The sequence below is a fragment of the Massilia aquatica genome, from assembly GCF_011682045.1.
In the GTDB taxonomy this organism is placed as follows: Bacteria; Pseudomonadota; Gammaproteobacteria; order Burkholderiales; family Burkholderiaceae_D; genus Telluria_A; species Telluria_A aquatica.
The window spans coordinates 171,931-198,828 of the sequence record NZ_VVIW01000004.1; the positions used below are offsets into that span (position 1 = coordinate 171,931).

At 65.6% G+C, this 26,898-nt stretch carries 21 protein-coding genes and 1 tRNA gene; 8 read left to right on the plus strand and 14 right to left on the minus strand.

The features are described from left to right. The first annotated feature begins 4 nt into the window (after positions 1-4). The 4 genes from F1609_RS09335 to F1609_RS09350 are packed head-to-tail and all read left to right on the plus strand — an operon-like array spanning position 5 to position 4,489. Entirely contained in the window at positions 5-1,225 is a 1,221-nt protein-coding gene (locus F1609_RS09335; protein ID WP_167076200.1) for a CpaE/TadZ family protein, read from the plus strand. After that, entirely contained in the window at positions 1,212-2,558 is a 1,347-nt protein-coding gene (locus F1609_RS09340) for a TadA family conjugal transfer-associated ATPase (protein ID WP_167076201.1), read from the plus strand. The genes F1609_RS09335 and F1609_RS09340 overlap by 14 nt, the downstream gene beginning before the upstream one ends. A 9-nt stretch (positions 2,559-2,567) precedes the next feature. Continuing rightward, the gene (locus tag F1609_RS09345) at positions 2,568-3,560 is read left to right on the plus strand and encodes a type II secretion system F family protein (RefSeq protein ID WP_167076202.1); all 993 of its coding nucleotides are present in this window, start codon (positions 2,568-2,570) and stop codon (positions 3,558-3,560) included. Between the two features lie 20 nt (positions 3,561-3,580). Then, entirely contained in the window at positions 3,581-4,489 is a 909-nt protein-coding gene (locus F1609_RS09350) for a type II secretion system F family protein (RefSeq protein WP_167076203.1), read from the plus strand. Here the strand turns inward: F1609_RS09350 and F1609_RS09355 are convergent. The 4 genes from F1609_RS09355 to F1609_RS09370 form a co-directional block, all read right to left on the minus strand. Continuing rightward, complete coding sequence (locus F1609_RS09355; RefSeq protein ID WP_167076204.1) at positions 4,476-5,198, minus strand: response regulator transcription factor; 723 nt, start codon at positions 5,196-5,198, stop codon at positions 4,476-4,478. The two genes, F1609_RS09350 and F1609_RS09355, sit on opposite strands and share 14 nt — an antisense overlap. Further along, a complete protein-coding gene (locus tag F1609_RS09360; RefSeq protein ID WP_167076205.1) occupies positions 5,195-6,877 on the minus strand; it encodes a histidine kinase in 1,683 nt (560 codons plus the stop codon). Before F1609_RS09360 ends, F1609_RS09355 begins: the two co-directional genes overlap by 4 nt. 286 nt (positions 6,878-7,163) lie before the next feature. Beyond that, complete coding sequence (gene ychF, locus F1609_RS09365; RefSeq protein WP_166870843.1) at positions 7,164-8,255, minus strand: redox-regulated ATPase YchF; 1,092 nt, start codon at positions 8,253-8,255, stop codon at positions 7,164-7,166. Between the two features lie 197 nt (positions 8,256-8,452). Beyond that, positions 8,453-9,538 (minus strand): patatin-like phospholipase family protein, encoded by a 1,086-nt coding sequence (locus F1609_RS09370; RefSeq protein ID WP_167076206.1) that lies wholly within the window; start codon positions 9,536-9,538, stop codon positions 8,453-8,455. A gap of 246 nt (positions 9,539-9,784) precedes the next feature. Between F1609_RS09370 and F1609_RS09375 the strand changes: the two genes are divergently transcribed. Continuing rightward, on the plus strand, positions 9,785-11,647 hold the full coding sequence (locus tag F1609_RS09375; protein WP_167076207.1) for a DUF3857 domain-containing transglutaminase family protein: 1,863 nt from the start codon (positions 9,785-9,787) through the stop codon (positions 11,645-11,647). Between the two features lie 9 nt (positions 11,648-11,656). Here the strand turns inward: F1609_RS09375 and pth are convergent, their stop codons facing one another. The 7 genes from pth to F1609_RS09410 form a co-directional block, all read right to left on the minus strand. Continuing rightward, positions 11,657-12,241 (minus strand): aminoacyl-tRNA hydrolase, encoded by a 585-nt coding sequence (gene pth, locus F1609_RS09380; RefSeq protein WP_167076208.1) that lies wholly within the window; start codon positions 12,239-12,241, stop codon positions 11,657-11,659. 112 nt (positions 12,242-12,353) lie between these two features. Then, complete coding sequence (locus F1609_RS09385; protein ID WP_167076209.1) at positions 12,354-12,998, minus strand: 50S ribosomal protein L25/general stress protein Ctc; 645 nt, start codon at positions 12,996-12,998, stop codon at positions 12,354-12,356. Between the two features lie 203 nt (positions 12,999-13,201). Then, the gene (locus tag F1609_RS09390; RefSeq protein ID WP_054265879.1) at positions 13,202-14,152 is read right to left on the minus strand and encodes a ribose-phosphate pyrophosphokinase; all 951 of its coding nucleotides are present in this window, start codon (positions 14,150-14,152) and stop codon (positions 13,202-13,204) included. Between the two features lie 154 nt (positions 14,153-14,306). Beyond that, positions 14,307-14,383: transfer RNA gene (locus F1609_RS09395), tRNA-Gln, on the minus strand. Between the two features lie 64 nt (positions 14,384-14,447). Beyond that, on the minus strand, positions 14,448-15,353 hold the full coding sequence (gene ispE / locus F1609_RS09400) for a 4-(cytidine 5'-diphospho)-2-C-methyl-D-erythritol kinase (RefSeq protein ID WP_167076210.1): 906 nt from the start codon (positions 15,351-15,353) through the stop codon (positions 14,448-14,450). Between the two features lies 1 nt (position 15,354). Continuing rightward, positions 15,355-15,954, minus strand: coding sequence for an outer membrane lipoprotein LolB (locus tag F1609_RS09405; protein ID WP_167076211.1), 600 nt, complete (start codon positions 15,952-15,954; stop codon positions 15,355-15,357). A gap of 43 nt (positions 15,955-15,997) precedes the next feature. Then, positions 15,998-17,833 (minus strand): tetratricopeptide repeat protein, encoded by a 1,836-nt coding sequence (locus F1609_RS09410; RefSeq protein ID WP_167076212.1) that lies wholly within the window; start codon positions 17,831-17,833, stop codon positions 15,998-16,000. A gap of 97 nt (positions 17,834-17,930) precedes the next feature. On the opposite strand from F1609_RS09410, the gene mutM reads away from it, so the two are divergent. The 3 genes from mutM to mutY are packed head-to-tail and all read left to right on the plus strand — an operon-like array spanning position 17,931 to position 21,849. Beyond that, the gene (gene mutM, locus F1609_RS09415) at positions 17,931-18,764 is read left to right on the plus strand and encodes a bifunctional DNA-formamidopyrimidine glycosylase/DNA-(apurinic or apyrimidinic site) lyase (RefSeq protein WP_167076213.1); all 834 of its coding nucleotides are present in this window, start codon (positions 17,931-17,933) and stop codon (positions 18,762-18,764) included. Between the two features lie 50 nt (positions 18,765-18,814). Then, positions 18,815-20,749, plus strand: a complete 1,935-nt coding sequence (locus tag F1609_RS09420; protein WP_167076214.1) for a dynamin family protein — start codon at positions 18,815-18,817, stop codon at positions 20,747-20,749. Next, entirely contained in the window at positions 20,746-21,849 is a 1,104-nt protein-coding gene (gene mutY, locus F1609_RS09425; protein ID WP_167076215.1) for an A/G-specific adenine glycosylase, read from the plus strand. Before F1609_RS09420 ends, mutY begins: the two co-directional genes overlap by 4 nt. Here mutY and F1609_RS09430 read toward each other — a convergent pair whose 3' ends face one another. From F1609_RS09430 to F1609_RS09440, 3 genes are read right to left on the minus strand one after another with little or no spacing between them, the layout of a single operon-like run. Next, a complete protein-coding gene (locus F1609_RS09430; RefSeq protein ID WP_167076216.1) occupies positions 21,850-22,998 on the minus strand; it encodes a deoxyguanosinetriphosphate triphosphohydrolase in 1,149 nt (382 codons plus the stop codon). It lies immediately after the preceding gene. 1 nt (position 22,999) lies between these two features. Then, the gene (gene aroKB, locus F1609_RS09435; RefSeq protein ID WP_167076419.1) at positions 23,000-24,667 is read right to left on the minus strand and encodes a bifunctional shikimate kinase/3-dehydroquinate synthase AroKB; all 1,668 of its coding nucleotides are present in this window, start codon (positions 24,665-24,667) and stop codon (positions 23,000-23,002) included. A 29-nt stretch (positions 24,668-24,696) separates the two neighbouring features. Next, the gene (locus F1609_RS09440; protein WP_167076217.1) at positions 24,697-26,889 is read right to left on the minus strand and encodes an Ig-like domain-containing protein; all 2,193 of its coding nucleotides are present in this window, start codon (positions 26,887-26,889) and stop codon (positions 24,697-24,699) included. Positions 26,890-26,898 lie beyond the last annotated feature (9 nt).

The window sequence follows — 26,898 nt, forward strand, 5'->3', positions numbered from 1 at the left end:
CGCCATGAAAGTCGCCCTCGTATCGCCCGACAAAACCCGCCTCACCGAGATCGGCCAGCTGCTGCAGGCCGGCGCGCACGCGGTCAGCGCCACCGCCGGCGGCGCCGCCGACCTGGCGGCGCTGGCCGAGCGCGAACAGCCCGACCTGCTGCTGGTCGACGGCTGTTCGGACGCCGCCGGCCTGGCCGCCATCGCCGCCGTCACCGCCCGCCATCCGGCCATGGCGGTGGTGCTGCTGTGCGCCGCCTGCTCGCCCGATTTCCTGATCAACGCCATGCGCGCCGGGGTGCGCGAGGTGCTGCCCGCGCCGCTCGCGCCGGCCGAACTGGAGGCGGCGCTCGCGCGGGTCGGCGCCAAGCTGCGCGGCGCCCGCGCGCACAGCGAGGGCAAGGTGCTCGCCTTCATCGCCTGCAAGGGCGGCAGCGGCGCGACATTCCTGGCCACCAGCATGAGCCTCCAGCTGGCGCGCACCAGTTCCGTGCTGCTGGTCGACCTGAACCTGCAGTTCGGCGACGCCCTCGCCTTCGTGCACGAAGGCCGCGCGCCCTCGACCCTGGCCGACGTGGCGCGCGCGATCGCGCGCCTGGACGCCTCGTTCCTGGCGGCCAGCACGGTCAAGGTGGCGCCCAATTTCAGCATCCTGGCCGCGCCCGAGGACCATGCGCAGGCGGCCGAGATCAGCGCCGCCCATGTCGATGCGGTGCTGGCGCTGGCGGTGCAGCATTACGATTACGTGGTGCTCGATATCGGCCGCCCGGTCACCACCCTGAGCATCAAGGCGCTCGATCGCGCGCACCGCATCTATCCGGTGCTGCAGGCCGGATTGAGCTCGATCCGCAACGCCAAGAAAATGCTGGCCATTTTCAAGTCGCTCGATTACAGCGCCGACAAGATTGAACCGATCATCAACCGCTTCGAGCGCAAGGGCCAGATCGGCGTGGCGGACGTGGAACGGGCGCTGGGCAAGTTCGCGCTTCACACGGTGTCCAACTCGTACCGGCAGATCACGGCCGCCATCGACCATGGCGAGCCGTTGACGATCAGCGCGCGCGCCAATCCGGTGCTGCACGACGTGGCCGACCTGGCCGAGGCGCTGACGGCGCTGCCGCAGGCCGCCCGCACAGCGCAGGAGCGCGCGCCTTCGCGCCTGCTGGCGCGCCTGTTCGGACGCCTGTCCGGACGCTCGTCCCGGCCTCATCCTGGAGAATCCCATGTCCTTCCGTGAACAACTCAATGCCATCGACGGCCAGGCCGACCTGCGCGTGAGCGCGCTTGGCGCGAGCGACGACTACCACGCCATCAAGGGGCGGATTCACCTGAAACTGCTCGACAAGTTCGACCTGGCCGCGCTCGAAGCGCTGCCGGGGCCGATGCTGCGCGCCGAGATCGCGGTGATGGCCGAACGCCTGCTCGACGAAGAGCAGGCCGCCATCAACGAAGCGGAACGGCGCTCGCTGATCCGCGACATCCAGCACGAGATGCTCGGCTTCGGCCCGCTCGAACTGCTGATGGCCGATCCGACCGTCTCCGATATCCTGGTCAACAGCTACAACCGCATTTTCGTGGAACGCCGCGGCCGCCTGGAACTGAGCACGGTGCGCTTCACCGACGAAAAGCACCTGCTGCGCATCATCGACAAGATCGTCTCGCTGGTGGGGCGCCGCATCGACGAGTCGAGCCCGATGGTCGACGCGCGCCTGCCCGACGGCTCGCGCGTGAACGCGGTGATCGCACCGGTGGCGCTGGACGGCCCGATGATGTCGATCCGCCGCTTCGCCCACATTCCGCTCAAGATGGAGAACCTGATCCACGACCTGCACAGCCTCACGCCCGACATGGCGACCGTGCTCGAAGGCCTGTGCAAGTCCAAGGTCAACATGATCATCGCCGGCGGCACCGGGGCCGGCAAGACCACCCTGCTCAACATTCTGTCCGGCTTCATTCCGCCGGCCGAACGCATCGTCACCATCGAAGACGCGGCCGAACTGCAGCTGCAGCAGCCGCACGTGGTGCGCATGGAGACGCGCCCGGCCAACATCGAAGGCAAGGGAGAAATCACCCAGCGCGCGCTGGTGCGCAATGCGCTGCGCATGCGTCCGGACCGGATCATCATCGGCGAGGTGCGCGGGGCCGAGGCGGTCGACATGCTGCAGGCGATGAACACGGGCCACGACGGCTCGCTCACCACGATCCACGCCAACAATCCGCGCGACGCGCTCTCGCGCCTGGAAAACATGATCGGCATGGCCAACCTGAACCTGCCGCACAAGGCGGCGCGCCAGCAGATCGCCTCGGCCATCACGGTGGTGGTGCAGGGCCTGCGCCTGATCGACGGCCGCCGCAAGATCACCAGCATCCAGGAGATCACCGGCATGGAAGGCGACATCATCACCATGCAGGAGATCTTCGCCTTCCGCCAGACCGGGGTCGGGGCCGACGGCGCGGTCGAAGGCTACTTCCAGGCCAGCGGCGTGCGCCCCAAGTTCAGCGAGCGCCTGCGCGCCTTCGGCGTGACCCTGCCCGACGCCATGTTCGACAGCACCCGCCGCTACCAATAGGAGGCCAGCATGCTCTCTCAATCCCATGGCCCCTTGTCGCCGCTGCTGTCGGTGCTGGTCTTCGTCGCGGTGGTGCTGCTGTTCGAAGGCCTGTACCTGATCTGGAAGACCTACAAGGGACCGCAGGCCAGGAAGATCGAACAGCGCCTCAACGCCCTGTCGGCGGCCGGCGACGGCTCGTCCCAGTCGCACCTGCTGCGCGAACGCATGATGAGCGAGCTGCCGCCGTTCCAGCGTTTTTTGCTGCGCCTGCCGCGCGCCCACCAGCTGGACCGCTACCTGCTGCAGGCGAACCTGAACTGGACCGTCGCCAAGCTGCTGCTGGGCTGCGTGGCGCTGGCGGCGGCCGGCTTCCTGCTGGTCACAAGCCTGCTGCACCAGCCCTTCCTGGCCGGCGCCATGGCCGCCGGCGTGCTGGCCTGGCTGCCGCTGGCCTGGGTGCAGCGGCGCCGCCGGCGGCGCCTGGCCAGGCTCGAACAGCAGCTGCCCGACGCGCTCGACCTGCTGGCGCGGGCCCTGCGCGCCGGCCACGCCTTCGGAGCCGGCCTGCAGATGATCGGCGAAGAGATGCTTGATCCGATCGCCGCCGAATTCCGCCTGGTGCATGACGAGATCAACTTCGGCGTCTCGCTGGAACAGGCGCTGGGCAACCTGAGCGTGCGCGCGCCGATTACCGACCTGCGCTACTTCGTGGTGGCGGTGCTGATCCAGCGCGATTCGGGCGGCAACCTGACCGAGGTACTGGGCAACCTGAGCCGCCTGATCCGCCAGCGCCTGAAACTGTTCTGGCATGTGCGCGTGCTCTCGGCCGAGGGCCGCATGTCGGCCTGGCTGCTGTCGCTGCTGCCGTTCGCCATCGGTGGCCTCATGAGCGTGTTCAATCCGGCCTTCATGGCGCCCTTGTGGACCGACCCGATGGGCCAGAACCTGGTGCGCGGCATGCTGTTTTCGATGGCGCTCGGCGTGCTGCTGCTGCGTCACATCATCCGTATCCGTATCTGATTTTTTCTGGGGAGATCATCATGTTCGTGCTCGCTGTCCTGGTTTGCCTGGCCGTTAGCGCCGCCATCGCCGGCCTGTTCATGCTGTTTGTACCGAGCCGCCTGCTGCGGCGCCTGGACGCCATCGGCAACCCGGCCGCAGCCACCGACTGGAGCGCCACGGTGGCGCAGGCGGTCGGCCCGTTCGCGCGCGTGCTGGCGCCGTCCGGCGACTGGGAAAGCTCGCCCCTGCGCCTGCGCTTCATCAATGCCGGCATCCGCCATCCCGACGCGCGCCTGATCTACTTTGGCCTCAAGACCGTGCTGCCGCTGGTGTTTGCCGGCGCCACCTGGCTGCTCCTGCGCGCCTTGACCGGCATGGATGACATGACGGTGCTGATGAACCTGGGGATCGCCGCGCTGCTTGGCTGCTATTCTCCCAACCTGGCGCTGTGGCTGCGCCTGCGCGAGCGCAAGCGCGAGATTTTCGAGCGCTTTCCCGACGCGGCCGACCTGATGCTGGTGTGCGTGGAAGCGGGCCTGGGACTGGACGCGGCCCTGATCCGGGTGGCCGACGAAATGGGCATGAGCAGCCGCGCGCTGGCCGAGGAACTGCACCTGACCAACCTGGAGATGCGGGCCGGCGCCAGCCGCGCGCAGTCGCTGCGCAACCTGGCGCTGCGCACCGGCATCGAGGAAGTCGGCACCTTCGCCACCATGCTGGCGCAGTCGGACAAATTCGGCACCAGCATCGGCGAATCGCTGCGGGTGTTTTCGGAAGACCTGCGCCACAAGCGCCAAGTGCGCGCCGAGGAACACGCGGCCAGGGTGCCGACCAAGATGCTCATTCCACTGGCCCTGTTCATTTTCCCGGCGATTATCATGGTGGTGCTGGGACCGGCGATGATCATCATCGTGCGCACCATCATGCCGGTACTTAGTAGCCAGTGATGCGCTCCGGCCGCTGCCCGCTTTTTCCGGGTTCGGCCAGGCCGTGGCGGATCGCGTACACGTACATGCCGAGCCGGTTGGGCACATCGAGCTTGCGGTAGATCGAACTGAGATGGTTGCGCAAGGTGTGCTCGGAGATGAACAGGCGCTGCGCCACCTCGTGGTTGGCGCTGCCGCTGTGTTCGACGGCGGCGCTGACGATGGCGCGTTCGCGCGCAGTCAGGGCGGCGTGTTTTTCGGCCGGCGGATCGGCGCGCAGCGCGCGGCGCCAGCCCAGCATCTGGCCGAACACGCGGTCCATGGTGCCGGCGTCGAACCACAGTTCGCCGCGGTGGATCTTGGCGATGGCCTTGATGACCTGGTCGGCCGTGACTTCCTTGTGCAGGACGCCGCGCGCGCCGCGCCGCACCGCCAGGTCGAGCAGCTCGGGGTCGTGCGCGGCGGTCAGCACCAGCGCGCGCGAGACGCCGTTGGCGAGCAGCTCGGGCAGGAATTCGACGGTGGACACACCGCCCAGGTCGAGGTCGAGCAGGATCACGTCCGGCGCCAGTTGCGCGGCGCCCGCCAGCGCCTCGTCGCAGGTGCGCGCCGTGCCCACCACCGCCATGCGCGGGCGTTCGGCGTCGACCAGGGTTTGCAGGCCCCACAGCATGGTCTGGTGGTCTTCGACCAGCATCACTTTAACGGTGTCGTGCGCTTCACTTTTCATAATGGGATCTCCACGGTGACAATGGTTTCGTTGGCGCTGTGGTGGTGGACCACGGCGGCGCCACCGAGAGCGGCGGCGCGCTCGCTCAGGGAACGCGGCTGGAACGCCGGCGGCGCGGCGCCGTCGTGCGGGTTGATGATGTCGATGCGCAGCATGGCGCCGGCGCAGCGCAGCGCCACGGTGGCGGTGGCGGCACTGGTATGGCGGCACACGTTGCTGATGCCTTCGCGGACGATCTGCAGCACTTCCGCGCCAAGCCGGTCGCCCAGCGCGAGATCCGGCGCGGCGTCGATGCGGATCTCGACCGCGTAGGCGGCCATCGCTTGCGCCGCCTGGCGCCGCAGCGCGGCCAGGAACATGGCGTCGCCGGCGCCGGGCGTGGCGCAGGCGCGCTGGGTGTCGTCGCGCAACTGGGCGATGACCTCGGCCGCCATGCTTACCAGCCGGTCGAGATCGGGCGCGAGCGGATTGCCGGGGGCGGCCTTGCGGCACAGCGCGACCAGGCCAAGCTGCAGGCCGATATAGGACTGGATTGCGGTGTCGTGCAGGTCGAGCGCGATCTTCTTGCGCTCCAGGGCGGCGGCGTCGGAGGCGATGCGGTCGAGCAGGTCGATGCGCTCGATGGCGCGCAGTCCCTGCTCGGCGATGCGCGCCAAAAACAGGGCGTCGCCGCGGCCCAGGTGGCGCGTGCCGGCGGCCACGATGATGCGGCCCTGCGCGCGCCCGAAGCTCACCGGGACGCTGATGAAGGAGGCCGCACCCAGCAGCTCGGCCAGTTCGCCCAGGCTGGCGCGCGCCTGCGCGCTCCAGGCGGCGCTGTCGTCGGCGTAACTGAGCGCACAGCCGCCAAACGCGCGCCACCCGCGCACATACAAAAAGACATCGGTGCGCGCTTCGGGCAGCATGGCGCGCGCCAGGGCGGCGTCGAGCGGGATGGCGGGGACCACGTCGGGGCTGCCGGCCCGCACCGCGCGCAGCGCGTACACGCCGCGCTCTTGCCCTTGCTCAGGGTCGGCGAGCAGCATCAGGCAGCTGTCGGCCATGAAGAAGGCGCGCACCCGCTCCAGCGCGGCGGTCATGCTGCGTTCGATGCCGAAGCGCGGGTTGGCCACCTGGTTCAATTCGCGCAGCAAGGCCTGGCGGCGCGCCGCCAGGATATGCAGTTCGCCCAGTTGCGCGATCACGCGCCCGAACGCAAGCAGCACCACCGCGCGCAGCAGCACCCGGCCCGGCGCCACGTCGGGCAGCGTGATGAGGGCGGCCAGGTAGTACAGCAGGACCGTGGCGATGGTCACGCGCCCCCCTTCGGCCAGGCCATAGCGCAGCGAGGCGACCACGATGGCGAAAAACAGGAACACCAGCGGGAAGATGTCGGCCTGGCCGACGGCGGCCACCACCGCCGCCGACACGGCCACGTCGAGCCGGTGGCGCAGCTTGCCGCGGGTCCAGCGCGGCTGGCACTGGGGGCACAGGTAGACCGCCGCGCACAGCACGGCGTAGGCCGACAGGACCATCAGCGCGGTGAGGTTGGCCGAGCCGCGGCCGGCGTGGTCGAGGATCGCGACCAGGACGGCGGAGACGGTCAACACCAGGCGGATGCGCGCGACCAGCTGGCTGTAGGCCACGTCGGACTGGGCCGCCGCGCAGGCCGCGTCCTTGTCCAGGGGGGTGTCCGCCATTACCATCGTCGTCGCTTCCGTTCGCCGCCACGTCATCCTGCCTGCCGCCGCCCGCCAACGGCGCCGGACCGATGTTGCTGCTGTTGCAAATAGATTATTGATTGTAGGTTGTTACTTTTGCGCGCCCATGACGCGTGTCACAGCATCGGTCCATGCAGAATGGAGTCAAGCGTTGCGAAAAATCGTTGCGGCAATAAAAAACCCCGCCATCACCAGGATGTACGGGGTTTCTTGTCAGCGGAACCGGCCGCATTGCGGCCAACTCTGTAACTATTGCAAATTCAACTCAGACGTTGAACAGGAAGTTCAGCACATCGCCATCCTTGACCACATATTCCTTGCCCTCGGCGCGCATCTTGCCCGCTTCCTTGGAGCCCGCTTCGCCCTTGTAGGCGACATAGTCGTCGTAGGCGATGGTTTGCGCGCGGATGAAGCCGCGTTCGAAGTCGGTGTGGATCACGCCGGCCGCTTGCGGCGCGGTATCGCCCACATGGATGGTCCAGGCGCGCACTTCCTTCACACCGGCGGTGAAGTAGGTTTGCAGGCCGAGCAGCTTGTAGGCAGCGCGGATCAGGCGGTCCAGGCCCGGCTCCTGCATGCCCATGTCGGCCAGGAAAGCGCCTTTGTCGGCATCGTCGAGGTCGGCGATTTCGGCTTCGATGGCGGCGCAGATGGCCACGATCGGTGCGTTCTGCGACTTGGCGTAGGCGGTCAGCTGGTCAAGCAGCGGGTTGTTCACAAAACCGGTGTCGGACACGTTGGCCACGTACATGGCCGGCTTGGCGGTGATCAGGCACAGCGGCTTGATCAGCAGCATCTCGTCGGCGTCCAGGCCCATCGCGCGCACCGGCTTGGCGTCGTTCAGGAACGGCATCATGCGTTCCATCAGCGCGACCAGCTTGGCGGCATCCTTGTCGCCGGAACGGGCTTTCTTGTTCTCGCGGTGGATGGCTTTTTCGACGGTGCCCATGTCGGCCAGCGCCAGCTCGGTCTGGATGACTTCGATGTCGTCCAGCGGGCTGACCTTGCCGGCCACGTGGATCACGTTGTCGTCTTCGAAGCAGCGCACCACGTTGACGATGGCGTCGGTTTCGCGGATGTGCGACAGGAACTGGTTGCCCAGGCCCTCGCCCTTCGAGGCACCGGCGACCAGGCCGGCGATGTCGACGAATTCGACGATGGCGTTGACCATGCGTTCCGGCTTGACGATATCGGACAGCGCAGCCATGCGCGGGTCCGGCACCTCGACCACGCCGACGTTCGGCTCGATCGTGCAGAACGGATAGTTTTCAGCCGGAATGCCGGCTTTGGTCAGGGCGTTGAAGAGGGTGGACTTGCCGACGTTAGGCAGGCCGACGATGCCGCATTGGAGACTCATGGGAAGACTTTCTAGTTCGATGGACGAGGGGCGCTCAAACACGCAAGCCCCAAAACCCCATATTGTAACCTTGGACGGGGCCGGGGGCCGTAAAAACCGGGTTTGGGCTTGCCATGCCCGCGAGGCACACGCCGATCCGGGCATGCGCAAGCAGGCCTGGCCACTCTCCGGCGCCAGGCCTTTGACCGTGTTGCTTTCTAGAACGCCCGGATACGCGACAGGTCGGGCCGCTCGACAAACGCGGCGAACTCGTCGCGCAGGCGCTGGCCCTGCCCGATCGCCTGCTGCCAGTGGCGGATGCGTGCGTCGTGGTCCAGTCCGTAATAGGTGAAATCCTTACGATCGAGTAGTTTGCCGCGCGGCAGGGTGGCGAGGAACTGCGCCGTTGGCGCGACCAGCAGCACGTTATCTAACCAGCCGCGCCGGGGTCCGCGCGCCATGCGCCGCCACGGCATCGCCTTGTCCAGCCAGCCCGGCACGATGTGCTCGCTGAAGTGCGGGTACAGCACGAGTTCGCCTGGCGCCAGATTCGAGTACGGCAGCGCCAGGTGATAGTCGACCAGCCCGCCATCCCAGTAGGCGCCGGGCGGGGCGCCGGCGATATTGCGCACCGGCTGCATCAGCATCGGCAAGGTGCCGGAGGCGAGCAGGGCGTCGACCAGGTTGGCGCTGTCGAGCGTGGCGAAATGGGTGGTGAAGCTGTCGAAGCCGGGTGCCATCCAGGCCGGGGCGCCGCGCGCGTCGCTGACGATGACCCGTTCGGCCATCCGTGACAGGCCGGCGCGCGAGGCCAGGTTGAGCAGCGCGGCGGCGGCGAAACCGGTCGCTTCGGCGCGCCGGTGCGCCGGCGCGGCCAGCGAACCCCGTCCGCGCGCCGCGATCACATGCAGGCGGTGGTGAGGGTGAGCGGTCACTTGCGCTTCGTGGCCGCCGACCAGCTCTTGCAACAGCTTGCGGCAGACGCTGTCGATTTCCTTTGGTGACGGCTTGGCGGTGTAGCGCTGGCCGCAGTACAGCTCGCCCAGCCTGGCGAAGGCGGCGACCGGATCGGCCTGGCAGGCGGCGGCCATGCGCCAGGCGCCGATCGAGGCGCCGATCAGGGCGCGCTCGCGCGGCGACTGCGCGAACCAGTGGCCGAACAGCCATTGGTCGAGCGCCTGGAAAATCAGGCCCTTGGGGCCGCCGGCGGCGGCGGGAACGACGGCAATGTCGCGCGCGCGCAGGCCGTGCTGGCGGATGTGGGCCAGCGCGTGCGGGCCGGCGTGGAAGGAAAGTGCGTGCATGGTGCGATTATGGCGATAAGTAGGATGGCGCGGCAAGTCGTAGCGCGACCTGAATGGGTTCAGAGCATGGTTCGCTGAATGATCGACTGCTTCCAACCGCCATTCTCCATAGCAAGATGGTCACGCGTATGCACCGCTCTGCATCATGTCAAGCAATCCCGCCACCCGAGCACGATTGCGGCAGGTCAAATCCGGCCGGAAGCGCCTGCGTAACATGGTCCGCTGATGTCTCATCCGGAGCCCTTCATGCCCACTTGCCTTGCCGCAGTATTGAGCGCCCTCCTCCTCCTTGCCAACACCAGCGCAGCCGCCGCCCCCGCCGCCGATACCGGCACCGATCCTTCGATCGTGATCGACAAATACCTCCAGCATTATGTGGTCGAGACCGACGGCAGCTACCGCCTCACGGTCGACAACGTCAAGACCCTCGTGCTGGCACGCGCGGTACAGGCGCACAGCCAGTACGTGATCAGCTACAACGCCGGCCTGGACGAACTGGGCGAGGTGCAGGCCTTCACCATCAAGCCGGACGGCCGGCGCATCGCGGCGTTGCCGCAACAGGTCAACGACCGGAGCGACCCGGCCGCGAGCGACGCACCCATGTTCCAGGACGCGCGCCTGAAAATCATCACCTTTTCCGAGGTCGCCGCGGGCGACCAGGTGGCCATCCGTTACGTCCTCACGCGCAAGAAGGCCTTGTTTCCCGGGCACTTCGAGGATTTGTCCTCGTCGCAGTTTTACGCGAGCAAGCAGTTTCACCTGATCTACGACATGCCGGCGTCGATGACCTTGTATGCCGATGCGGCCGGCTTCGCAGCGCTGCCGGCAACGAGCGCAGCGGGACGCCAGGTCTACCAATGGAACTATGTCAGCGGGCCGAACCGGCGCATCGAGTCGGACTCGGTCAGCTATCTCGATTACGGCAAGCGGCTGGCGGTGTCGACCTTTCCCAACTACGCCGCCCTGGCGCGCGCCTATCATGCCCGCGTAAAAACGCAGGCGGCAGTCACGCCGGCCATCGCCGCGCTGGCGCGCGAAGTGACGGCCGGCATCGACACCCCGCGCGCCAAAGCGCTGGCGCTGTCGGAATGGGTGCGCCGTCAGATCCGCCACGTGGCCGTGCCCGTCGGCGCCGGCGGCGTGGTGCCCCATGCGGCCGCCACCGTGCTGGAGAATCGCTACGGCAACGCCAGGGACCACGCGATCCTGCTCGAAGCGCTGCTCGGCGCGGCCGGCATCGACAGCGGCGCCGCGCTGGTCAACGCCAGCAATGCCTACCGCCTGCCGGATGCGCCCACCCTGGGCATCTTGAATCACGTGATCACGCATATTCCGGCGCTCGCGCTGTTTCTCGATGCCAGTTCGGATGCGGTCGAGGCCGGCTATCTGCCATCCGCCCTGCTCGGCAAACCGGTGCTGCTGGCCGCGACCGGCAAGCTGGCGCACACGCCCTCGATGCAGCCCGAGGTCAACCGCATGCTGGCGCGCGTCGAGATCGGGCGCAACGGGCGCGGCGTGCTGGAGGTGGTGCGCACGGCCGGCGGCGCGCTGGCCGAAGCGTACCGCCAGGCGGTGCGCGACACGGCGCCGGCCGAGCGCGCGCGCTTCGTCGAGCGCATGCTCGAAGCGCTGGGCCAGCACGGCGACGGCAGTTTCGATGCCGGCCTGCTCGATGGCGCGGGCGACGAGTACCGGATGGGGTTTGCGGGCGTGAGCGACAACCTGGCCGACCTGCCGGGGCCGGCCGGCGTGGCAACCAGCTTCAATTTCTGGGGCGGAACGGGCGAATCGGTCGACGCCATGGCGGAGGAAACAAGGCGCACCCAGGACTTCATCTGTCCCGCGCTCGATAGCGCCGACGAGACCGTGATCACCTTCGCGCCCGGCATCCGCATCGTGGCGCTGCCGAAAGCGCTGTCGCTGAACCAGGCCGGGCTGTCGTACCAGGCCAGCTATGCGCGCCAGGGCAAGCGGGTGCTGGTCACGCGCAGCCTGCGTTTTCGCCATGCCGGCCGCACCTGCACGCCGGCCGACTACCTGCGCATGCGCGCGCCGCTCGAACGCATGCAGCGCGACCTGCGCAGCCGGATCATGGTCAAAACCGGCTAAAAATCGGCATCAGGCGGTATGCAGCTGCATCGTCGCGATATCGAACTTGCCTTCGACCGCCAGCGGCAGGATGCGCAGGCTCTTGTCGATGGTCTCCTCGATCAGGATCTGCTCTTCCTTGCGTGGCCGGTGCAGCACGAAGTCGGCCACCGGCTGCTGCGAACCGAGGGTGCGCGGATGGCCGATGCCGATGCGCAAGCGCCAGTAATCCTGGGTGCCGAGCGAGGCGGTGATGCTCTTGAGGCCGTTATGTCCGCCGCTGGAGCCGCCCTTTTTCATCTTGACCACGCCGGGCGCCAGGTCGAGCTCGTCGTGCACGACCAGTACCTCGTCGGGAACGATCTTGTAAAAACGCGCCAGCGCGCCCACCGATTGCCCGGACAGGTTCATGAAGGTTTGCGGTTCGAGCAAAAACACTTCCTGGCCGGCGATCATGGTTTTCGCCACGAAGGCATTGAAGCGCGACTCGCGTTGCAAGCGGCAGCCAGGCAGGCTGTTGGCGAGCTGGTCGATTAGCCAGAAACCGGCGTTGTGGCGGGTCTGTTGGTACTCGGGGCCGGGGTTGCCGAGGCCGACGATCAGGCGAATGGGCATGGTGTTTTACTCAACATAGTGGAGTCTAAGGATAACAGACGATAAAAAACCCGCTGGACGCGAGCCCAAGCGGGTTGTTCTTCAACACGCCGCTTGCGCGGCGCGCGAATGATTACTTCTTGCCCTTGCCTTTGGCAGGAGCAGCGGCAGGTGCCGCTTCGGCAGCAGCAGCGGCAGCGTCAGCTTCAGCCGACACGTGGCCAGCTGGAACGGCAGCGGTAGCAACGGTTGGGTTCTTGCCGTGGGTGATCGCGGTCACGCCTTTTGGCAGGACCAGGTCAGCAACGTGGATCGAATGGCCAACGTCGATGTTGGTCAGGTCAACGGTGATGAACTCTGGCAGGTCGGTTGCCAGGCACGACACTTCCAACTCTTGCAGCACGTGCGAAACGATCGCGCCGTGCAATTTGACTGCTGGCGAGACGTCGGCGTTGACGAAGTGCAGGGCGATTTTCTTGTGCAGCTTGCTGTTGGCATCGACGCGCTGGAAGTCAGCGTGCAGGACCAATTGCTTAAATGCGTGCATCTGGAAGTCGCGCAGCAGCACTGGCTGGGTCTTGCCGTCGATTTCCATTTCCAGGACCGAACCGTGGAACGCTTCTTTTTTCAGTGCGTGGTACAGCGCGTTGCCGTCCAGTTGGATCATGACCGGGGCGTCAGCGCCACCGTAGATGATACCTGGGGTTTGACCAGCGATACGCAGGCGGCGGCTCGCTCCGGACCCCTGCAAAGTGCGATTGAATGCGATAACTTTCATGTGTTGCTCCAAAATGTGCGGGGCTTGATTGCCCTGCGGTGTGAGCGCCCCCGCGACCAGGGGTACTCGAAAACGGTCACGCTGGCGTGGCCGGAAAAATGGGTACTGAAATAAACTTCAGGGTGGCAGGGCCGGAAGCTGCGTGCTCCCGCCTTGCCACCCTGTGAATCGGGTACTTGCGCTGACTGGTTTAGTCGCGCAGTTCAGTCAATGAACAAGGACATCACCGAATCGCCCTTGCTGATCCGCTTGAACGTTTCAGCGAGCAGCGGTGCGCAGGTCAGCTGGCGAATCTTGTCGCAGGCCAGGCCGGCGGCCGACAGCGGAATCGTGTCGGTGACCACCAGTTCGTCCAGCGGCGAGGCCGAAATGCGGTCGATCGCAGGACCGGACAGCACCGGGTGCGTGCAATACGCCACCACTTTCTTGGCGCCGCGCTCCTTGAGCACTTCGGCGGCCTTGGTCAGGGTGCCGGCGGTGTCGACCATGTCATCCATGATGACGCAGTTACGGCCTTCGACTTCACCGATGATGTTCATCACTTCCGACACGTTCGCCTTCGGGCGGCGCTTGTCGATGATGGCCAGGTCGCAGCCGAGGCGTTTTGCCAGGGCGCGCGCGCGCACCACGCCGCCGACGTCCGGCGAGACCACCAGCAGGTCGTCGTAGTTGCGTTTTTGCAGGTCGCCCAGCAGGATCGGGGAAGCGTAAATATTGTCAACCGGGATATCGAAGAAGCCCTGGATCTGGTCTGCGTGCAGATCCATGATCAGGACGCGTTCGACGCCGGCTTTTTCGAGCATGTTGGCCACCACCTTGGCCGAAATGGCCACGCGCGCCGAACGCGGACGACGGTCCTGGCGGGCATAACCAAAATAAGGGATTGCTGCGGTGATGCGGCCGGCGGAGGCGCGCTTGAGCGCGTCGACCATCAGGATGATTTCCATCAGGCTGTCGTTGGTCGGTGCGCAGGTCGATTGCAGGACAAAAACGTCTTTACCGCGGACATTCTCGTTGATCTCGACCATGACTTCGCCATCCGAGAACTTGGAGACGACTGCTTTGCCGAGAGGGATGCCGAGATTTTTTGCGACTCCTTCAGCCAGCGCAGGGTTAGCGTTGCCGGTAAAAACCATCAGGTTTTCGTAAGCCATGGGAGTCCCAAGAGGTAAGCGTTGATTTCTTTGAATGATGTCGCCGGACAGAACCGGCCGGCTGACGCTAAGCTAACAAGTGACTCGCGAGAGCGAGGCCACCGAGTCCGCCTGCTGGACGCGCACTTCGCATCGACAGACCAGGCAAAACGAATGGCAGGGGAACAAGGATTCGAACCTTGGTATGCTGGAATCAAAATCCAGTGCCTTAACCAGCTTGGCGATTCCCCTACGCAACTGACTGCTTGTCGTCACACTTGACATTTTATCGTCAAACACAACGCCAGGCCAAATTCTATTCTAAAACCACACTAACTTGCAACACCGAGTTAAGAGGATGATGCATCAGCGCTTTTGCTTTCCATGCCTTCCAGATGCCTGGCACTTGTTGAAGTACCGTGTCGGCTTCCGCTTCGCTGGAAAACGCGCAAAACACACACGCTCCGGAGCCAGTCATTCTAGCATCCCCGTGAGCCGAGAGCCAGTCGATCGCCTGTGCTACCGGCGGGAACAAACTCACTGCCACTGCTTGCAAATCATTTTTCCCGAACCCCTTGAACACTGTGTGTTTTTCGGTGTGTCTGGAAAAGTCCGTTATTCTGACCGGCTCCGTGCTTCTTGTCAACTGTTCCGAGCAAAATATTGCTGCGGTCGGAACCGCGACGCCTGGTTCGATCACCAGATACCAGCAATCGGGGGCCGCCACCGCTTGCAGCGCCTCGCCCACGCCTTCGGCAAAGGCGGTCTGGCCAAAGATGAAAAACGGAATGTCGGCGCCCAGCGGCAAGGCCAGCGCCATCAGTTCTTCGCGGGTGAATCCCGCTTGCCACAGGACGTTGGCGGCCATCAGCGCGGTGGCCGCGTCCGAGGAGCCGCCACCGAGCCCACCACCCATCGGCAGGCGCTTGTCGATGGCGACGTCGAGGCCGGGCGCCGGGGGGCCGTGGCGGCGCTGCCAGGCCGCTTGCAGCAGCACCAGCGCGCGCACGATCAGGTCGCTCTCTTCCGGCACGCCGGGCACCTCGGTGGTGCGGCGGATGCGCCCGTCTGTGCGCAGGTCGAAGTGCAGCAGATCGCCATGGTCGACCATCTGGAACACGGTTTGCAGCAGGTGGTAGCCGTCGGCGCGGCGCCCGTTTACGTGCAGGAACAGATTGAGCTTGGCCGGGGCCGGGCAGTCATGCAGGGACGTGGCACGCATGTCAGCCTTGCGGGTCGATCACGATGCGGATTTCCATCGCTTCCACGGTGGCGCTGGCCACGCGGGCGACGTCGATGCGTTTCGGCATCGGCTTGGCCGCGCCGGAAGCGTCTTGCCAGCTCACGTAGGTCAGGCGCCAGCCGTCGGCGGTGGTGACCGTGTTGGCGGCCGGCGAAGCGGCAAAGCGCTGGCCGTCGGCGCCGGTGGCGTAGCCTTGCAGCCAGTCGCGCAGGCCCGAAACCGGCAGCGACCAGCCCAGCGTTTGCGCGGTCAGGGTGTCGATGTCGCTGGCCACGCGCGGGGCGCGGTCGCCCTGGGTCAGGGTGGCCGACTCGGGCGTGACGGTAATGGTGGCAATGGTCTGGCCCAGCGGCGAGGCGAGGCTGACGTTGACCGCGGCCGGGGTCTGGTTCCAGTTGAACTTGCCGGTCAGGGTCTCGGTCTGGCCATCCTTCTGGTAGTTCACGGTCAGGCGGCCACCCAGCTCGACAGTCTCGCGGTAGGCGGCCACGCTGTCCCTGGACAGGTTGGCGTCGGTGGTGGCGCAGCCGGCCAGCACGGAGGCGAAGGCGAGCAGGAGGAAGCGTTTTTTAAGCATCATGGCAGTCGGGCGGCGTGAGGAAGATGCGCGGCATTATGACCCATCACAGCTTGAGCTGCAGGCGCGCGAGCGTGCTCTTGAGCGTGTCGTTCTTGGGGTCCTTGGCGCGCGCTTCGCGCCACAGCTGCTGGGCGTCGGATTTTTTGCCCTTGTGCCACAGCACTTCGCCCAGGTGCACGGCGATTTCGACATCGTTGCGCAGGGCGTAGGCGCGCCGCAGGTGGGCCTCGGCTTCGTCCAGGTTGCCCAGGCGGTACTGGACCCAGCCCATGCTGTCCATGATGAAGGGATCGGCCGGGGCCATTTTCAGGGCCTTGTCGATCAGCGCCAGCGCTTCGTCCAGGCGCACACTGCGTTCGGCCAGCGAGTAGCCCAGCGCGTTGTAGGCGTGGTGGTTGTCGGGCGCGAGCTGCATGACCTGGCGCAGGTTCTTTTCCATCACCTCGACCTTGCCCATTTTTTCAGCCAGCAGGGCAAAATCGTACAGCAGGTCGGGATTGCCCGGCAATTGGGCGACGCCCTGCTCCATCACGGCGTACGCCTCGGTCACCTTGCCGGCGTCGCGCAGGACCTGGCTTTGCACCAGTACCACTTGCACCTGCTGGGCCGGCTCGTCGGGCTTGAGGGCCGCCAGGAAGTCGCGCGCGCCCGCCAGGTCGCCCTGCTTGCCCATCAGCTGGGCGGTGCGCAGTTGCGCCGCGAACCAGGTCGGCGCGTCTTCCTGGTCGATCTTGTCGAGCCAGGCGCGGGCGGCGGCGACATCGCCGCGCTCTTCGGCCAGTTGCGAGAGCATCATCAGCACCTTGGCCGGATCGCGCTCGTCGCCCGGGTTCTTGTCGAGCACGCTGACGAAGCTGGCCAGGTAGGTTTCGGCCGAGGCCGGGTCGTTCAGCTGCATCGACAAAATGCCGAGCGCGTACAAGGTGCCCGGATTGTCGGGCTGTTCCTTGAGCAGGGCCACGAACTCCTTGCGCGCCGCTTCGTACTGCTTCTGCGTGACCAGGATGCGGGCGTGGGCGGCGCGCACTTCGCGCGCACCCGGATTGGCGGCAAGAAATTTTGCCAGCAAGGCGGCCACGTCGGCCTGCTCGCCGCTGACCTGGGCCAGGGTCAATACGGCGATCTCGGAATCGGGCTTGATGCGTAGCGCTTCCTGCGCATGGCCCAGCGCGACGTCGTTGGCGCCGCGGTTGTAGGCCGACTGGGCCAGCACCACGCGCGCTTCGCTCATGGCGCTGTAGGGCGCCAGCAGGCGCTCGAGCAGCGCGCCGGCGGCGGCCTTGTCGCGCGCGCGGGTGAGCAATTGCTGGATCTGGTACATGACCAGGCCGCGGTTGGCCGGCGGCGCGTCGCGCAGGCGCGCAGCGAACAGCTCGCCGGCTTCGGAGAGGTCTTCGGCCATCACCGAGGCGGCGATGTAGTACTGGGTCGCTTCGTCGGACTCGGGCGCCAGTTCGCGCCACAGGCGGATCGCGGCCAGCGATTCATTGCCCTGCTGGGCGGCCTGGGCCATTTCAGCGGCGCGCTGCGCCAGGCGCGGGTCGCGCGTCTGCTGGGCCAGGCCCAGCATGGTCATGTACGGGCCCTGCCAGGCGCCGCCGCGAAACTCGAATTCGGCCTTCATCAGCTTGTAGAGCATGTCCTTGGTCAGCACGACCTTGGGCAGCTTGAGGTCGGGGGCCGGCTCGTCCGGCGCGGAGGCGCGCTCGCCTTCGGCCATCACCTCGGCGGAGGATGGCATGGGGGTGTCGGCCATGGCCGCCGCCGCCGTCGGGCTGGGCGCGGGGGCGCTTGCCGGGGCATCGGTGTGAGGCGTGGGCGCCACGGCGCACGCCGAGAGCAGTCCGGACAGGGTTACAATGACGAAAGCGTTTTTCAAGGTGGTTCCAGAGTGACAGCTGATGTCCGATTCTACGCCCAACCCACGCTTCGCGTGCGGGACCGCCGCGTCACAAATATGAATTTTCTTATCAAATATGCCTGAACTGCCCGAAGTAGAAGTTACCCGGCGCGGCGTCGCGCCCCATATCGACGGCCGCCTGGTCGAGAACGTGCTGACGCGGCGCGAAGGCTTGCGCTGGCCGTTCCCGCCGGGCTTGTCCGAACTGCTGGCCGGACGGCGCATTTTGCACACCGGGCGGCGCGGCAAATACTTGCTGATCGCCTTCGATCATGGCACCCTGATCATTCATCTGGGCATGTCCGGCCACCTGCGCGTGCTGCCGCTGGACACGGCAGTGAAAAAACACGACCATTTCGACCTGGTGGTGGCCGGCGACGCGGGTGCGCAAGTGCTGCGCATGAACGATCCGCGCCGCTTCGGGGCGGTGCTGTGGCATCCCGGCGATGACGGCGAACTCGACCAGCACATCCTGCTGCGCGGCCTCGGCGTCGAACCGTTGGAAGACGGTTTTTCGGGCGAATTGCTGTACCGCGAGACGCGCAAGCGCTCGGCGCCGATCAAACAGGTGTTGCTGGCGGGCGATATTGTGGTCGGCGTAGGCAATATCTACGCCTGCGAGAGCCTGTTTCGGGCCGGAATCAACCCGAAAACACCGGCGGCGCGCATCGGCCGCGAACGCTACAAGCGGCTGGCCGAGGCCATCCGCCTTATCCTGTCTGAGGCTATTGTGCAAGGGGGCAGTACTTTACGTGACTTTATTGCTGTAAATGGGCAATCGGGCTATTTCCAACAGACATATTTCGTCTATGATCGTGCTGGAGTGCCTTGCCGCAACTGTGGGGCAGAGATTCGTCAGATCAAGCAGGGGCAGCGGTCGACTTTTTATTGTGTAAATTGTCAAAAATGACAATCGAGCAGGATTCGCAAGAACCTGTACGCGAGGGCAATGTGAGCATAATGGTGCAAGATTTTGAGCAGTACAGCGCGTGGCGTCAGGACGTGGCGATGGCGCTGGAAAAGTATCAAGGGTGGGTCACTGCGGCCGAACTGACCGACGCGGCCACCGAGCAGCGCATTGCGCGCGCGCTGGCGCGCCTGGCCGATGACCGGCTGTCGGTGGCCTTCGTGGCGGAGTTCTCGCGCGGCAAATCCGAACTGATCAATGCGATTTTCTTTGCCGATTACGGCCAGCGCATCCTGCCGTCGGCGGCCGGGCGCACCACCATGTGCCCGACCGAGCTGATGTACGACCCGGCGTTCCCGCCCTGCATCCGCCTCTTGCCGATCGAAACGCGCGCCAGCAACCTGTCGACCAGCGACTACCGCGACGATCCGGCCGCCTGGACCGTGCTGCCGCTCTCGCTGGGCGCCGGCGAGGAAATGCACGAGACCTTCAAGCAGGTCAGCATGACCAAGCACGTCAAGGTCGAGGAAGCGAAGCGCTACGGCCTGTTCGATGAAACCGATCCGGATGTCGCCGCCACGCTCGACGACAACGGCATGATCGAAATTTCACTGTGGCGCCATGCGATCATCAACTTCCCTCACCCGCTCTTGAAGCAAGGCCTGGTCATCCTCGACACGCCTGGCCTGAACGCGATCGGCACCGAGCCGGAACTGACCCTGAACCTGATTCCCAACGCGCACGCGGTGCTGTTCATCCTGGCCGCCGAAACCGGCGTGACCAAGAGCGACATCGAAGTCTGGCGCACCCACATCGGCGCCGGCGCCGGGCGCATCGTGGTCATGAACAAGATCGACGCCATGTGGGACGAGCTCAAGACCGAGAGCGAGAACGACGCCGAGATCGAACGCCAGCAAACCACGGTGGCCCACATGCTGGCGCTCGAACCCCGTCAGGTGTTCCCGGTGTCGGCCCAAAAAGCCCTGGTCGGCAAGATCAATGGCGACATGGCGCTGCTCGAAAAAAGCCGCCTGGGCGCGCTGGAAGCGGCCCTGTTCAACGAACTCATTCCGGCCAAGCAGGAGATCATCCGCAAGCAGCTCTCGGACGATCTGAACGCGGTGGTCGGCACCCAGCAAGCGACCATCGGCGCGCGCATCCGCGACATCGTCGAGCAGCTGCAGGAATTGAAAAGCCTGCGCGGCAAGAACCAGGGCGTGATCGCGCACATGATGCGCCGCGTCGAAGTCGAGAAGAAGGAATTCGACGGCAGCCTGTTCAAGCTGCAGGGCACGCGCGCCGTGTTCGCGCGCCTGTCGACGGAGCTCTACACCACGCTCGGCATGGACATCGTGCACAAGGAAATCGCCGCCGTGCGCGAAGCGATGGCCGCATCGCGTTTTGTTACCACCGGCATCCGTGGTCCGGTCAAGCACTTTTTTGATCAGGCGCGCGCCAATCTCGATATCTCGAACCGCAAGATTTCCGAGATCAGCGAGATGATGGAAATGATGTACCGAAAATTCGCCGCCGAACATGGCCTGAGCCTGGCGGTGCCGATGACGCTCTCGCTCGACAAGTACCGCAAAGAGATCGACGCCATCGAAGAGGTGTACGTCAAGCAGTTCGGCACCACCACCCTGTTGATTACCAGCCGCGACGCCGTGATCGAGCGCTTTTTCGATTCGATCGCCTCGCGCGTGCGGCGCAGCTACCGCGCCGCCAACGCCGATGTCGAAGCGTGGCTGAAGGTGATCATGTCGCCGCTGGAGGCGCAGATCCGCCAGCACAAGGACCAGCTCAAGCACCGCCTGGCCTCGATCCAGCGCATCCACGATGCCACCGACAGCCTGGAAACGAAGATCGAATCGTTCGAAGCGAGCCAGTTCGCGCTGGAAAAGGTCAAGGGCCGCCTGACCGACCTGGCCGGCAACGTGGACGCGGCCATGCAGCGCACCACCGCGCAAGCATTCGAAGCGGCTGCGTGAAGAGACTGACCGAGTTCGGGCAGCTGGAAGACCCCTCGTTTTCCGCTGCCGTCGTCAAATGGCAGAAGTCGCACGGACGGCACGCCCTGCCGTGGCAGAACACGCGCGACGCTTACCGAATCTGGCTCTCCGAGATCATGCTGCAGCAGACGCAGGTGGCCGCGGTGCTGGCCTACTATGCGCGTTTCCTGGAACGCTTCCCTACCCTGCACGACCTGGCGGCCGCACCATCGGAGGATGTGATGGCGCAGTGGAGCGGGCTTGGCTACTACACGCGGGCGCGCAACCTGCACGCCTGCGCCCGGCGCGTGGTCGACGAATACGGCGGCGTGTTCCCGAGCGACCCGGCGCTGCTGGCCGACTTGCCGGGCATCGGGCGCTCGACGGCGGCGGCCATTTCCGCGTTTTCCAGCGGGACGCGCGCGGCCATTTTGGACGGCAACGTCAAGCGCGTGTTCGCGCGCGTGTTCGGCATCGATGAATTCCCGGGCGTGAAGGCGGTCGAAGATGGCTTGTGGCGGCGCGCGGACGCGCTGCTGCCGGCTGAAGGAATCGAGTCCTATACCCAGGGCCTGATGGACCTGGGCGCAACGCTGTGCACCCGCAGCAAACCCGATTGCGCGCGCTGCCCCTTGCGGGAGCGCTGCGTGGCCTACGCCACCGGCCGCACCGCCGAACTGCCTGTGCGCAAACCGAAGAAGACCATCCCTGAAAAACAGGCCGCCCTGCTGGTGGTGATCGAAGGCGGCCAGGTGCTGCTGGAACAGCGCGCACAGGCGGGCATCTGGGGCGGATTAATGTCGCTGCCGGAAGTGGACGGCCATGCGCTACGTGGCGCCCTCGGCGCGCTCACCGTCGACGCGGTGGCGCCGGTGGCCGGGGCCTTCGGTGAAGTGGAAGCGATTTCCGCACTACTGCCGCTGGTGCACGTGTTCACGCACTACCGCCTGCACATCGCGCCGTTCCAGGCCACCTTGTCGCGGCGCGCCGAACTGGCGGCGCCCTACCTGTGGTGGGACCTGGCGCGCATCGACAGCGCACCGCTGCCGGCGCCGGTCAAAAAGCTGCTGCTCGAGCTCTCCGCGCCGTCCCTGTTCTAGTTACAGATCGTCGAGCGAGAAAATGCGCCGGTGTTCGCGGATCGCGTAGCGGTCGGTCATGCCGGCGATGTAGTCGGCGATCTTGCGCGCCTGGCGCGAGGTGTGACTAACTGCATCTCCACCAGCCAGTTGGTAATCGGGCGGCAGCAGCACCGGTTCGGACATGAAGGCGTCGAACAGTTCGCGCACGATGCGGCTCGCTTTCACGCGCATCCGGTTGACCTTGAAGTGGCGGTACAGATTGGCGCGCAGGAAGCGTTTGAGTTCGGTCGCATCCTTGCGCATCGGGTCGGAAAAGCGGATCAGCGGCCCGCTGGCGCGCACCGCGTCAAGGTCGGCCGGCGCGGCTTCGGCCAGCAGCACGCTGGACGTTTCAATCAAATCGTCGGCCAGCACGGTGATCAGGCGGCGCAAGGTTTCGTAGATGGCGCGCCGGCCCGACAGGCCCGGATACGCCTTCTGCACATCGTGCCAGCGGCGCGCGAAAAAGTCGACTTCCTCCAGCTGCGCAATCGTGATCAGGCCGGAACGCAGGCCATCGTCGATATCGTGGCTGTTGTAGGCGATTTCGTCGGCCAGGTTGGTCAGCTGCGCTTCCAGCGAGGGCTGGGTGCGGTCGATGAAGCGCTGCGCCACGGGGCCGAGCAGCTTGGCGTTGGTGATCGAGCAGTGCTTGAGGATGCCCTCGCGCGTGTCGAACATCAGGTTCAGGCCATCGAAGGCGCCGTAGTGCTCTTCAAGTTGGTCCACCACGCGCAGGCTTTGCAGGTTGTGTTCAAAACCGCCATGGTCTTTCATGCACTCGTCGAGCACATCCTGGCCGACGTGGCCGAACGGCGTGTGGCCCAGGTCGTGCGCCAGCGCGAGCGCTTCGACCAGGTCTTCGTTCAGGCGCAGGTTGCGCGCCATGGAGCGGCCCACCTGCGCCACTTCCAGGCTGTGCGTCAGGCGCGTGCGGAACATGTCGCCCTCGTGATTGAGGAAGACCTGGGTCTTGTATTCGAGCCGGCGGAAGGCCGAGCAGTGGATGATGCGGTCGCGGTCGCGCTGGAACTGGCTGCGCGAGGCGTGCGAGGTTTCAGGATGGCGCCGGCCGCGCGCCGTCTCCGAGTGCACGGCGTACGGGGCGAGGTGGGCGTCCGGGCTCATGTCAGCCGACGCAGGCGGCCAGGGTGGCCAGCAGTTGCTCGCGCGGGGCGCTGGTGATGTTCGGGCTGCCCAGCGGCTTCATCAGGATGAACTTGATGGCGCCGCCTTCGTTCTTCTTGTCGACTTCCATCAGTTCCAGCCAGCGTTCGGTGCCGAGATCCGGCGCCACGGTCGGCAGGCCGGCGGCGCCGACCAGGGCGCGCATGCGCGCCACGGTGGCCGCGTCGACCAGTCCCAGGCGGTGCGACAGGTCGGCCGCCATGACCATGCCGCAGCCGACCGCTTCGCCGTGCAGCCAGGCGCCGTAGCCCATGCCCGCTTCGATCGCATGCCCGAAAGTGTGGCCGAAGTTGAGGATGGCGCGCAGGCCGCCCTCGCGTTCATCCTGGCGCACCACCTCGGCCTTGATTTCGCAGGAGCGCGAGATGGCGTGCGCCAGCGCGGCTGGATCGCGCGCCATCAGCTTGCCGATGTTCGCTTCGATCCAGTCGAAAAACGCGGCGTCGATGATGGCGCCGTGCTTGATCACTTCGGCCAGGCCGGCCGACAGTTCGCGCGGCGCCAGAGTGCCGAGCGAGGCGGTATCGGCCAGCACCGCGCGCGGCTGGTAAAAGGCGCCGATCATGTTCTTGCCGAGCGGATGGTTAATGCCGGTCTTGCCGCCGACCGAGGAATCGACCTGCGCGAGCAGGGTGGTCGGCATCTGCACAAAGGGCACGCCGCGCATGTAGCTGGCGGCGGCATACCCGGTCAGGTCGCCGATCACGCCGCCGCCCAGGGCCACCATGGTGGTCTTGCGGTCGCACTTGTGTTCGAGCAGGGCGTCGAAGATGGTCATCAGGCTGTCCCAGTTCTTGAACTGTTCGCCGTCGGGCAGGACGATTTCGAGCACGTCGCGCCCGGCCGCGCGCAGCGGCGCGGCCACCCGCTCGAGGTACAGCGGGGCCACCGTGGTGTTGGTCACGATGGCGACCTTGTGTCCGGCGATGTGGCGCTCGAGCAGCGCCGGGTCGGACAGCAGGCCGGCGCCGATGGTGATCGGGTAGCTGCGTTCGCCCAGGTCGACATTGAGGAAGATCCGGGCCGGTTCGCTATCCGGTGCCGCTGTGGATGATGAAACGGTTGATGCTGGCGATGCTTGCAGAGTGTGCATGGTGGAGCCACGCGCCGTTCTCGCGGCGGCGGGGCCGAGCGCGGACAGCTGCGTCAGAATTGTTTGGACCATCGATTGTACGTTAGGTCGGCCCGTGTCGATCACCAGGTCGGCAATCTCGCGGTACAGCGGCTCGCGCTGGGCCGTCAATTCTTCGAGTTTCTTGCGGGGGTCGGCCGTTTGCAGCAAGGGCCGGCTTTTGTCGTGGGTGGTGCGCAGCATGATGCTGTTGACGCTGGCGCGCAGGTAGACCACGCGACCACGTTGTTTCAGATAGGCACGGCTGGCGGGGTCGAGCACGGCCCCGCCGCCGGTGGCGAGGACGAGTCCGTCCTGCGCCGTCAGGTCACGGATGACCTCGGCCTCACGGCGACGAAAACTCGCCTCGCCTTCGATTTCGAAAATCCACGGGATGGTGGCGCCGGTGCGGGCCTCGATCTCGTGGTCGGAATCGACAAAGCGTTTACCTAGCTTCCTGGCAAGAATACGGCCGATGGTGGTTTTTCCCGCCCCCATCAGCCCTACCAAGAAGATGTTGTCCGACTTCAAGGAGCTGCCGGACCCGACCTGTAGCCTTTCGCGACCGATTTACCGCGTGGCGTCGTGGTCTTGATCGAGAATTCGCCAGGGGCACAGTTCGTTTCTGCCTTGATGTTGACCCAGTGCTGGGTACCGCCGAGGCGGTTGGTGGCAGGAATCACATTCGGCGACACGCTTTGTGGCTGCACCTTGTCGGAATCACCAGCCGAGACGGTAGTGCCGCTTGGCAGTGGATTGTTGTTGACATCGACAATCCGGAAGTACAAGACTTGATTCGAGCAACCAGGACCGCTCAAGCCGGCGATAGTGTCGACCGGGCCGTTGGCCGTGGTCCAGTCGCTCAGGTTGCCTTCCGCGTCGCGGAACTGGCGGATGAAGGTTGGATCATCGCCGCTGAAGACGATTTCGGCCTCGCGCCAGATGTAGTTCAAGCCCCACTGCTGATTGCCTTTTGCATCGTATTTGGCGTGATTGTATGGGAAAGGCAGATCGCCAATGGCGCTGTTGTACTGCCTGTCTTTTGCCGGGTCAATGTCGCGTTGCAAGGTGTTGCCGCCCGGGTTGCCGCGAATAATCGCCAGGTTGCCGACGTTGAGGAACGGATCGCCCTGGTCTTTCGCGATTTCGCCGGTGCCAAACGTGCAGCTGTCGACGAGCGGACGGTACGGCGTTGGATCTTTCTCGTCGGCAGGGATCGGCTTGCCGCAGGTGTACACGCCATCGCCATTGGCGTCGATGAAGTCTTCGATACCCTGAACATAAGCGAGCACGGTAACGCGGCCATTGAGCGGACGGAAAGCCTGGCTCTTAAGTTCGACCGTGCAACCGCCATCCTTGGTTTTGCAACCGCCCTGGCTCGGGGTGGCGATGGCGCCGCCTTCGGTGACGAAATTGACAGCGGTGTCGTCGGAGATCGGATTGCCGTACTGGTCGGCCATCAGGACGGTGACCTTGGCAATTGCCGAATCATAGTTCAAGCCGTCGATATTGTAGCTGTCGGCGCTGAGCGACATCGATTTCTGGATCGGCAGGCCGGTCGAGATGATCAGGCTGTCGGACAGACCGCTGATGGTGGTGCCGTTGCGCGTTGCCTGGGCAACCACGCGCACCGGCGTCGGGATCGTACCCGATGCCACGGTGGTGGTGACGGCGCCGGTGGCGTCCGAGGTGGCCTTGGCCGGTTGCACGATCAGGCCGCCGGTGGTGGTGGTCGCGGTGAAGGTGACGTCCACGCCAGGCAAGCCGATGCTGTTCTGGTCGAGCACGCGGAAGGTCAGGATCGACGATTCCTTGCGGCCCAAGCCGCCGGAGCCGCGCAGGACGATCGAGCTGCCCGCCAGGTCGGAACCGACGAACTGGATGGTGCCGATATTGGCCTTGCCCACGCCAATTTTGATTGTCTGGTTGAAATTGCCGAGCGATACGGTGATGGTATCTGTGCCGCGCAGGCATCCTTTGTTGGTGTAAGTGACCGACTGCATGCCTTTGTCCAGCGCGCCCGGCACGATGCTGGCGGTGCCATCGTTGGAGCACAGGGAATTGATGGTCAGGCCTGGCGCGGTAGCCGCCGGCACGTTGCCGGTGGTGATAGGAATCTGCAACACAGCGGTACCAAAAGCCGGCAGGATCTCGGCTTCATTGCGTTCCGGCAAGAACTTGATGGTGCCGAGCGTCAGCGGCGCCGCGCCAACAGCCAGGTTGATCCCGCCATTGACCGCCTTGCCGCTGGCAGTTGCAACAGCGGCGATATTGACCGCGCCGGCCGCGGTGACGCTGGCCGGTTTGACGGTAATGACCGCCACGCCCGAGGCATCGGTCAGTGCCGAACCCGACACTGGCGTGAACTGCAGCAGGGTATCGTCGGTGGTGAATTTAACCACTTCGTTCGGGGCGATATTGCCCTTGGCGTCGAGCAGGGTGACTTTCACCTGGCCGGCCTGGCCGCCCGACAGGGTGGTAATCGGGAGGCCGGCGGCGTCGATCAGTTGCACGGTCATTTTCGGCTCGGCCGGGACCACCGGGGTGGTCGGGGTCGGCGTGCCCGGAGTCGGGGTGGTCGGGGTGCCCGGCGTAACCGAACTGGTTCCGCCGGGATTGCCTCCGCCGCCGCCGCAGGCCACCAGGGCCGTGGCCATGGAGACGCAGGTCAGCACGCGAACCGGGTTCGCAAAAGCGCGTTGTAAATAAGTGGGCAGCATGTTAAGTCC